9 protein-coding genes are annotated in these 9,459 nt (G+C 67.6%); 7 read left to right on the plus strand and 2 right to left on the minus strand.

Going from position 1 to position 9,459, the window contains the following annotated elements:
* A partial coding sequence (mnmA, locus tag CON77_RS07605) for a tRNA 2-thiouridine(34) synthase MnmA (RefSeq protein ID WP_101048572.1) occupies positions 1–1,044 on the minus strand: 1,044 nt, incomplete at its 3' end.
* A 91-nt stretch (positions 1,045–1,135) separates the two neighbouring features.
* Between mnmA and CON77_RS07610 the strand changes: the two genes are divergently transcribed.
* From CON77_RS07610 to CON77_RS07640, 7 genes are all read left to right on the plus strand, one after another.
* The gene (locus CON77_RS07610) at positions 1,136–2,017 is read left to right on the plus strand and encodes a helix-turn-helix domain-containing protein (protein WP_101048573.1); all 882 of its coding nucleotides are present in this window, start codon (positions 1,136–1,138) and stop codon (positions 2,015–2,017) included.
* Positions 2,018–2,262: 245 nt separating this feature from the next.
* Positions 2,263–3,915: a flavin-containing monooxygenase gene (locus tag CON77_RS07615; protein ID WP_101048574.1), complete on the plus strand. Its 1,653-nt coding sequence runs from the start codon at positions 2,263–2,265 to the stop codon at positions 3,913–3,915.
* Between the two features lie 17 nt (positions 3,916–3,932).
* Positions 3,933–4,700: an SDR family NAD(P)-dependent oxidoreductase gene (locus CON77_RS07620; RefSeq protein ID WP_101048575.1), complete on the plus strand. Its 768-nt coding sequence runs from the start codon at positions 3,933–3,935 to the stop codon at positions 4,698–4,700.
* A 65-nt stretch (positions 4,701–4,765) separates the two neighbouring features.
* A complete protein-coding gene (locus CON77_RS07625; protein WP_101048576.1) occupies positions 4,766–5,824 on the plus strand; it encodes an alpha/beta fold hydrolase in 1,059 nt (352 codons plus the stop codon).
* Positions 5,825–5,931: 107 nt separating this feature from the next.
* Positions 5,932–7,083 carry a Re/Si-specific NAD(P)(+) transhydrogenase subunit alpha gene (locus CON77_RS07630; protein ID WP_101048577.1) on the plus strand — a complete coding sequence of 384 codons (1,152 nt, stop codon included), beginning with the start codon at positions 5,932–5,934 and terminating at the stop codon, positions 7,081–7,083.
* A gap of 41 nt (positions 7,084–7,124) precedes the next feature.
* Complete coding sequence (locus CON77_RS07635; protein WP_101048578.1) at positions 7,125–7,451, plus strand: NAD(P) transhydrogenase subunit alpha part 2; 327 nt, start codon at positions 7,125–7,127, stop codon at positions 7,449–7,451.
* Positions 7,448–8,872: an NAD(P)(+) transhydrogenase (Re/Si-specific) subunit beta gene (locus CON77_RS07640; protein WP_101048579.1), complete on the plus strand. Its 1,425-nt coding sequence runs from the start codon at positions 7,448–7,450 to the stop codon at positions 8,870–8,872. The genes CON77_RS07635 and CON77_RS07640 overlap by 4 nt, the downstream gene beginning before the upstream one ends.
* A 5-nt stretch (positions 8,873–8,877) precedes the next feature.
* On the opposite strand, the gene CON77_RS15530 is transcribed toward CON77_RS07640, so the two are convergent.
* The coding region (locus CON77_RS15530) for an MsnO8 family LLM class oxidoreductase (protein ID WP_232788444.1) at positions 8,878–9,459 on the minus strand (582 nt) is incomplete at its 5' end.

Consider the following 9,459-nt stretch of genomic DNA (forward strand, 5'->3'; position numbering starts at 1 on the left):
GAACGTGCCGTCGGCCCCCGCGCTGGCCACGCAGGCCGCGTCGGCCTGGCGGTAACGGGTTTTGGCGCCGTAAGCGCCCGGCGCGGGCGGCACCCCGGCCACCCAGCTCGCGTCCAGCGCCGACAGTTCGGGCGACAGCAGCCAGGGGTGGTCGTGGCCCTGCACCACCCACAGGGTGTTGCTCGCCACGTCCTTGCGCGCCACGAACCACGGCGCGTGCTCGCCAGCGCCCTTGGCCGCGCCCTGCTCCTTCACCCCACCGATGCCCAAACCCTGGCGCTGGCCCAGGGTGTAGAAGCTCAGGCCCACGTGGCGGCCGATCTCGCGGCCCTGATCGTCGCGGACCGGGCCCGGTTCCTTCTGGATGTAGCGGTTGAGGAAGTCGCGGAACGGCCGCTCGCCGATGAAGCAGATGCCGGTGCTGTCCTTCTTCTTGGCGTTGGGCAGGCCGATCTCGGCGGCGATGCGGCGCACCTCGGTCTTGGGCAGCTCGCCCACCGGGAACAGCGTCTTGGCCAGCTGCGCCTGGTTCAGGCGGTGCAGGAAGTAGCTCTGGTCCTTCAGCGGGTCCAGGCCCTTGAGCAGCTCGAAGCGGCCATCGGCGGCGCTGCTGGTGGCCGCTTCGCGCACCTGGCCGTCGTGGCCGATGCAGCGCACCCGGGCGTAGTGGCCAGTGGCGATCTTCTCGGCCCCCAGACGCATGGCGTGGTCCAGAAAGGCCTTGAACTTGATCTCGGCGTTGCACAGGATGTCGGGGTTGGGCGTGCGCCCGGCCTGGTACTCGCGCAAGAACTCGGCGAACACGCGGTCCTTGTACTCGGCGGCGAAGTTGACGTGCTCGATGTCGATGCCGATCACATCGGCCACGCTGGCCGCGTCCAGCCAGTCCTGGCGGCTGGAACAGTATTCGCTGTCGTCGTCATCTTCCCAGTTCTTCATGAAGATGCCGATGACCTCGTAGCCCTGCTGCTTGAGCAGGTGGGCACTCACGGCGGAATCCACGCCGCCGGACAGGCCGACGACGACACGGGGTTTGCTAGACATGGCCCGATTATCCCCGTGCCGCTACACCACCGCATGCATCCGCGTTATCCCTCATGCGACAAACCTGGGGATTTGTTGAAATGATGGCCCCATGCCTGCCCTCATCACGCCCCGCGACCTGCCCACCTGGGTGCCCGGGCGGGTCACCTCTGCCAGCGACGGCCTGGGCTGGAAAGACGTGGCCCACCGCGCCTACCGCTACACCGGGCTGGACGTGCCGATTCCGGCCATGGACCACTTCATGGTGGTGCGCTACCGCGACGGACACACACCGATGCAGCGCTGCTTCGACGGGCGCTGGACCAAAACGCGTTGCACCCCCGGGGACTTCTCCCTGCTCACGCGCTCCGAACAATCGCACTGGTACTGGACCGAGTGCATCGACGTGACCCACACCTACCTGTCGGAAGCGTTGATGTCGCGCGTGGCGGCCGACGTGATGGGCCGGACCGTGGCCGAGGTGCGGCTGCACGACCTGCTGCGCGAACAGGACCCGGTGGTGACCGGCATCGTCGACGCCATCACCGGCGAGGCCCAGCAACAGGGCCTGGGCGGGGCGATGTACGCCGAGGCCCTGGCGCTGCAACTGTCGGTCCACCTGCTGCGCAAGTACGCCTCGGTCACCTACCGCGACAGCGGACCGGTCGGCCCGCTGTCGCCCGGTCGCCTGCGGCGCCTCGAGGAATTTGTCGAAACCCACTTGCACGAGGCCATCTCCATCGAGCAGATGGCCGAGGTGGCCGGCCTGGGGGTGTGGACCTTCACCCGGCACTTCCGCGCCACCGTGGGCCGGGCCCCGCACGAGTTCGTGCTGGACCGCCGCATCGACCGGGCCCGGCGCCTGCTGGGCCAGGGGTCGATGGCCATCAAGGAAGTGGCCGCCGCCTGCGGCTTCGCCGACCAGGCCCACCTGACCCGGGTGTTCCGCGCCCGGTTGGGCACCACTCCCGCCCGCCTCAAAAAGGCCTGCTGAACCGCCCCCGTTGAACGGCCCCCTGCACCGCAGGATCGTGCCGCCGCGGCGTGGCCTGACCGTGCGCACGCCCCTGGCGGCTGCACGGAAATGTTCAAAAACCCGCCAAGAATCGACAAGACCCCACACGGGTCCGACTCCTAAATTAGTGCCACGGCCACCCCAGAGCACCCGCACACCGCGGGCGGGGTGGACCGGACCGCCTGGCTCACCCCAGGTCCACCGTGAACACACAAGGAGACGACATGAACACCACCGCCCTGGCCCCGTCCGTGGCCACCCCCGCCAGCACCCCCGCCACCCAGTACGACGCCGTCGTCATCGGCGCCGGCGTGGCCGGCCTGTACCAGTTGCACCGCCTGCGCGAGATGGGCATGACCGTGCGCGCCTACGACGCCGCCTCGGGCGTGGGCGGCACCTGGTACTGGAACCGCTACCCCGGCGCCCGCTTCGATTCACAGGCCGAGATTTACCAGTACTGGTTCTCGGAAGAGCTCTACAAATCCTGGCAGCCATCGGAGCGCTTTCCGGCACAGCCCGAAACCGAACGCTGGCTCAATTACGTCGCCGACAAGCTGGACCTGAAGAAAGACATCCAGTTCAACACCCGCATCGCCTCGGCCCACTACGACGAGGCGCAGAACCGCTGGAACATCACCACCAGCCAGGGCGAACACATCCAGGCGCAGTTCCTGATCGCCTGCTGCGGCATGCTGTCGGCCCCGCTGTCTGACCGCTTCCCCGGCCAGGCCAACTTCAAGGGCCAGATTTACCACACCGGCCTCTGGCCCAAGACCCCGGTGGACTTCAAGGGCAAGCGCGTGGCTGTGATCGGCACCGGCGCCACCGGCATCCAGGTGATCCAGACCATCGCCCCCGAGGTCGGCTCGCTCAAGATCTTCGTGCGCACGCCGCAGTACGTTATCCCGATGAAGAACCCCAAATACAGCGCCGAGGACTGGGCCCAGTGGGGTGCGCAGTTTCACCAACTCAAGAAGCGGGTGCGCGAAACCTTCGCCGGCTTTGACTACGACTTCGACGCCGGCCCCTGGGCCGACAAGACCCCGGCAGAGCGCACCGCCGTGCTGGAAAAATTGTGGGAAGACGGCTCGCTGGCGCTGTGGCTGGCGTCCTTCCCCGAGATGTTCTTCGACGAACAGGTCAGCGAAGAGGTGTCGCAGTTCGTCCGCGGCAAGATGCGCGAGCGTCTGCAGCACGACCCCGACCTGTGCAAGCTGTTGATCCCGACCGACTACGGCTTCGGCACCCACCGCGTGCCGCTGGAAAACAAGTACCTGGAGGTGTACCTGCAGCCCAATGTGGAAACGGTGGACTGCAAGCAGACACCGATCGAGCGCATCGTGCCCGAAGGCATCCAGACCGCCGACGGCCAGGTGCACGAGGTCGACATCATCGTGATGGCCGTGGGCTTTGACGCCGGCTCGGGTGCGCTCAGCCGCATCGACATCCGGGGCCGCGACGGCCGCTCGCTCAAAGACCAGTGGTCGCAGGAAATCCGCACCGCCATGGGCCTGCAGGTGCACGGCTACCCCAACCTGTTCACCACCGGTGCGCCGCTGGCGCCGTCGGCCGCGCTGTGCAACATGACCACCTGTCTGCAGCAGCAGGTGGACTGGATCAGCGACTGCATCGCCCACGCACGTCAGCAGGGCAAGACCGTGGTGGAAGCCACCAAAGCCTTTGAAGACGCCTGGGTACAGCACCACGACGAAACCGCCGCCAAGACGCTGGTGGTCAAGACCGACTCCTGGTACATGGGCTCCAACGTGGACGGCAAGCCGCGCCGCCTGCTGTCCTACATCGGCGGGGTGGGCAACTACCACGCCAAGTGCGACGAGCTGGCCCGCACCGGCTACCCCGGCTTCGACATGCGTTGAAACGGGGGCACGACACCATGAGCAGACTCACTGGACAAGTGGCCGTCGTCACCGGCGGCGGCAACGGGCTGGGCGAAGCCATTGCGCTGCGGCTGGCCGAAGAAGGGGCGGCGGTCGCTGTCCTTGACATCGACCCGCGCGGCCAGACCGTGGTGGAACGGCTCGAAGCCGCCGGCCACCGCGCGCTCTTCGTGCAAACCGACGTGACCGACGAGGCCCAGGTGCGTGGTGCGATGGAGGCCACCGTCGGCCGCTTTGGCCGCCTGCACGTGCTGGTGAACAACGCCGGCATCGAAGGCGCGAACCAGCCCACCGACCAGCTGCCCCTGAGCGAATGGGAGCGGGTGATGGCGGTCAACACCACCGCCGTGTTCCTGTGCACCAAGCACGCGGTGCCCCACCTCAAGCGCAGCGGGGGCGGATCGGTGGTCAACATCTCGTCGATTTACGGCATCGTCGGTGGCGGCGACATCCCGCCCTACCACGCCGCCAAGGGCGCGGTGCGGACCATGACCAAGAACGACGCGCTGACCTACGCCGCCGACCGCATCCGTTTCAACTCGGTGCACCCGGGGTTCATCTTCACCTCGCTGGTGAACCGCTACGTGCATGACGCGGGCTGGGACCCCAAGGCCGCCAAAACCGCCCTGGACGCCCTGCACCCCCTGGGCGGGACCGGCACGCCGGACGACATCGCCTGGGGCGTGGTCTACCTGGCATCCGACCAGGCGCGCTGGGTGACCGGCGCCGAACTGGTGATCGACGGCGGCTACACCGCGCGTTGACGCCACTCCGGGGTGGCCCGGCCGGGCCACCCTTTTCCCTACACAGAAGCACGCTGGAGACAAGCATGAACGCCTACTATTCTCAAGACAACCACGGCCCGTTCCGGCTGATCGACATCGGCCGCCTGGAGCTGGCCGAAGGCGGGGTGCTGGAGCACTGCACGCTGGCCGTGGCCACGCACGGCCAGCTCAACGCGGCCAGGGACAACGCCATCCTGGTACCCACCTGGTACTCGGGCACCAGCAAGATCATGGAGCAGGTCTACATCGGCCCCGGCCGGGCGCTGGACCCCAGCCAGTACTTCATTGTCGTCGTCAACCAGATCGGCAATGGCCTGTCGGTGTCGCCGCACAACAGCACCGGCGCGCAGGCGGGCCCCGGCTTTCCGAAAGTGCGCATCGGCGACGACGTGCGCGCCCAGCACCGCCTGCTGACCGAACACTTCGGCATCCGGCGCCTGGCCCTGGTCACCGGCGGCTCCATGGGCGCCCAGCAGACCTACGAATGGGCCGTGCGCTACCCGGACATGGTGGAACGCGCCGCGCCCATTGCCGGCACCGCCTGCAACACCGAGCACGACTTCCTGTTCACCGAAACGCTGGTGGAGGCCCTCACCACCGACCCGGGTTTCCGCGACGGCCTCTACGCCACCCCGGCCGACGTGGCGGCGGGTTTGAAGCGTCACGCCAAGCTCTGGACGGTGATGGGCTGGAGCACCGAGTTCTTCCGGGGCGGGCGCCACCGGGTGCTGGGCTTCGAGTCGATGCAGGCCTTCGTTGACGGCTTCATGACCGGCTACTTCGGCCCGATGGACCCGAACAACCTGCTGTGCATGGCCTGGAAATGGCAACGCGGCGACGTCAGCCTGCACACCGGCGGCGACAAGGCCGCCGCGCTGGGACGGATCCGCGCCAAGACCTACGTCATGCCGATCGCGTCGGACATGTTTTTCCCGCCATCCGATTGCCAGGCCGAGCAGCAACTGATCCCGAACAGCGAGTTCCGCCCCATCGCCAGCATCGACGGCCACCTGGCCCTGTTCGGCACCGACGCCGACGCGATCGCCCAGGTGGACGCACACCTGAAGGAGTTGCTGGCACAGCCGGCTCCCGCCCTCGCTTGAGGCTGTCATCGCCATCCAGGGCGATGCCAGGGTCGGCCCCCCGCCGGGGCCGTTGCATGGCGCACCGGCCGGTCCGGTGCGCCTTTTTTTGAAGCACGGAGACAAGCATGCGCATAGGAGTACCTGCCGAAGTGATGGCGGGGGAGAGTCGGGTGGCGGTGACGCCAGAGACGGCCAGGAAGCTGGTGGGGCAAGGGCACGAGGTGCGGGTGCAGTCGGGGGCGGGGCTGCGGGCCAGCGCGACCGACTCGGCCTACCAAGCCGCTGGGGCGCAGATCGTCGACGCCGCGGGCGCTTACGGTAGCGAGCTGGTCCTCAAAGTGCGCGCGCCCCTGCCCGCAGAACGGGCCCTGATGCAGCCGGGCACCGCCCTGGTGGGCATGCTCAACCCCTTCGATGCCGACGGTCTGGCCGCCCTGGCTGCCGCCGGCCTGACCTGCTTCGCGTTGGAAGCCGCCCCGCGCACCACCCGCGCGCAGGGCCTGGACGTGCTGTCCTCGCAGGCCAACATCGCCGGCTACAAGGCCGTCATGGTGGCCGCCAACCAGTACGGCCGCATATTCCCCATGCTCATGACGGCGGCCGGCACCCTCAAGGCCGCGCGCGTCGTCATCCTCGGCGTCGGCGTGGCCGGCCTGCAGGCCATCGCCACCGCCAAACGCCTGGGCGCCGTCATCGAAGCGTCTGACGTGCGCCCTTCGGTGAAAGAGCAGGTCGAATCCCTGGGCGCCAAGTTCATCGACGTGCCTTACGAGACCGCCGAAGAGAAGGAAGCGGCCGAAGGCGTGGGTGGCTACGCCCGCCCCATGCCGCCAAGCTGGCTGGAGCGCCAGCAGGTCGAAGTGGCCCAGCGCGTGGCACAGGCCGACATCGTGATTTCCACCGCGCTCATTCCTGGCCGTGCCGCCCCGGTGCTGATCACCGAAGAGATGGTCAAAAGCATGAAACCCGGCTCGGTGATCGTGGACATTGCCGCGGGCAAAGGGCCAAAGGGCGTCGGCGGCAACTGCCCGCTGACCGAAGCGGACACAACCGTGCAAAAGCACGGCGTCTTCATCATCGGCGAGACCAACCTGCCCGCGCTGGTGCCGGCCGACAGCTCCAGCCTCTACGCGCGCAACGTGCTCGACTTCTTGAAGCTCATCGTTCCGCCGGCGGCCAAGGGCGAGCCCGCAGCCAGCCTCCAGGTCGATCTGGAAGACGACATCGTCGCGGCCTGCTTGATGACCCAAGGCGGCGAAGTCAAGCGCAAGTCCTGAGCCCTCGGCGCAGTCAAGCGCAAATAACAAGGAGCCTCCCCATGGAAGCCATCTCCCCGGTTGTCTTCAACCTCATCATCTTTGTGCTGGCGATCTACGTCGGCTACCACGTCGTCTGGAACGTCACGCCCGCGCTGCACACGCCGCTGATGGCCGTGACCAACGCCATTTCGGCCATCGTCATCGTCGGCGCCATGCTGGCGGCGGCCCTCACCGAAACCAGCCTGGGCAAGACCATGGGCGTGCTGGCCGTGGCGCTGGCCGCGGTCAACGTCTTCGGCGGCTTTCTGGTCACCCGGCGCATGCTGGAGATGTTCAAGAAAAAAGAGCGCAAAGCCCCCGCTGCCGCTGAAGGAGCCACCCAATGAGCATGAACCTCGTCGTTCTGTTGTACCTGGTGGCCTCGGTCTGCTTCATCCAGGCGCTCAAAGGCCTGAGCCACCCCACCACCTCCATCCGCGGCAACGTGTTCGGCATGACCGGCATGGCCATCGCCTCGCTCACCACCGTCGGGCTCATCGTCAGCCTGGCCCAGCAGATGCAGGTGGATGCGATCGATGGCCTGACCTGGGTGCTGGCCGGCCTGGTGGTCGGTGGCGGCATGGGCGCCTACATGGCCCACCAGGTCGAGATGACCAAGATGCCCGAGCTGGTCGCTTTCATGCACAGCATGATCGGCCTGGCCGCGGTCTGCATCGCGGTCGCCGTGGTGGCCGAACCCTGGGCCTTCTCCATCGTCGCCAAGGGCGAGGCCATCCCGGGCGGCAACCGCATCGAGCTGGCGCTGGGCGCCTTCATCGGCGCCGTCACCTTCTCGGGCTCGGTCATCGCCTTCGGCAAACTGTCGGGCCAGTACAAGTTCCGCCTGTTCCAGGGTGCGCCCGTCACCTTCGCCGGCCAGCACCAGCTCAACCTGGTGCTGGGCCTGGCGGTGCTGTTCTTCTGCTTCGGCTTTTGGCATACGCAGGGCTGGATGGACATCGTGATCGTGATCGCGCTGGGCTTCATCCTGGGCGTGCTCATCATCATCCCGATTGGCGGTGCCGACATGCCGGTGGTGGTGTCCATGCTCAACAGCTACTCGGGCTGGGCGGCGGCCGGCATCGGCTTCAGCCTGAACAACTCGATGCTGATCATCGCCGGCTCGCTGGTGGGCAGCTCGGGCGCGATCTTGAGCTACATCATGTGCAAGGCCATGAACCGCTCGTTCTTCAACGTCATCCTGGGGGGCTTCGGCGGCGAAGCCGCTACGGCCGGGGGCGCCAAGACCGAGCAGCGTCCGGTCAAGAGCGGCAGTGCCGACGACGCCGCCTTTGTGCTCGGCAACGCCGAAACGGTGGTGATCGTGCCCGGCTATGGCCTGGCGGTGGCACGCGCCCAGCACGCGATCAAGGAACTGGCGCACAAGCTCATCGAGAAGGGCATCACCGTCAAGTACGCCATCCACCCGGTGGCCGGCCGCATGCCGGGCCACATGAACGTGCTGCTGNNGCCCTACGACCAGGTGTTCGAGATGGAGGACATCAACAGCGAGTTCGGCCAGGCCGATGTGGCCATCATCCTGGGGGCCAACGACGTGGTGAACCCCGCCGCGCTGCAGAAGGGCTCGCCCATCTACGGCATGCCCATCCTGGAGGCCTACAAAGCCAAAACCGTGATCGTGAACAAGCGGTCCATGGCGGCGGGCTACGCCGGCCTGGACAACGCGCTGTTCTACCTGGACAAGACCATGATGGTGTTTGGCGACGCCAAGAAAGTGGTCGAGGACATGACCAAGGCCATCGAGTGAGCCCCTCAGCGCATCTGCGCCGCGGCGATGTCCAGCGAGCGCAGGCGCAGGGCGGGGTCGTACACGTCGCTGACCAGGACGAACTCGTTGGCCCCGGTCAGGTCGGCCAGGCGCTGCAGGCCGGTGCGCACCGTCTCGGGCCCGCCGACGACCGCAGCGGCCAGGAAGTCGCCGATGGCGCTGCGGGCCTGCCCGTCCACCTGTGCCCAGAAGTCGGGCACCGGCGGCTGCAGGCGGCGGCGGTCGCCGGTGAGGATGCCCAGCACCCGCTGGTAGGTGCTGCTGGCCAGGTACTCGGCCTCGGCGTCGGTGGGGGCGGCGATCAGCGGCACGCCGATGGCGGCGTAGGGCCGGGCCAGCGTGGCCGAGGGGCGGAAGCGGCTGCGGTACAGCTCGAGCGCCGGCAACAGCAGCCGTGGCGCAAAATGCGAGGCAAAGGCGAACGGCAGGCCCCGTTCGGCCGCCAACTGCGCCGAAAACAGGCTGGAACCCAGCAACCAGATCGGCACGTGGGTGCCCGTGCCGGGGATGGCGATGAGGCGCTGGCCGGGCTGCGGGTCGCCCAGCAGGCGCTGCAGTTCGGCCAC

Source organism: Macromonas nakdongensis (genome assembly GCF_002837145.1).
GTDB lineage: Bacteria > Pseudomonadota > Gammaproteobacteria > Burkholderiales > Burkholderiaceae_C > Macromonas_B > Macromonas_B nakdongensis.

Bases quoted from the DNA above. Each gene is read 5' to 3' on its own strand.
- CON77_RS07620 (WP_101048575.1), top strand. From the start codon at position 3,933: ATGAGCAGACTCACTGGACAAGTGGCCGTCGTCACCGGCGGCGGCAAC.
- CON77_RS07610 (WP_101048573.1), top strand. From the start codon at position 1,136: ATGCCTGCCCTCATCACGCCCCGCGACCTGCCCACCTGGGTGCCCGGG.
- CON77_RS07635 (WP_101048578.1), top strand. From the start codon at position 7,125: ATGGAAGCCATCTCCCCGGTTGTCTTCAACCTCATCATCTTTGTGCTG.
- CON77_RS07625 (WP_101048576.1), top strand. From the start codon at position 4,766: ATGAACGCCTACTATTCTCAAGACAACCACGGCCCGTTCCGGCTGATC.
- CON77_RS07630 (WP_101048577.1), top strand. From the start codon at position 5,932: ATGCGCATAGGAGTACCTGCCGAAGTGATGGCGGGGGAGAGTCGGGTG.
- CON77_RS07615 (WP_101048574.1), top strand. From the start codon at position 2,263: ATGAACACCACCGCCCTGGCCCCGTCCGTGGCCACCCCCGCCAGCACC.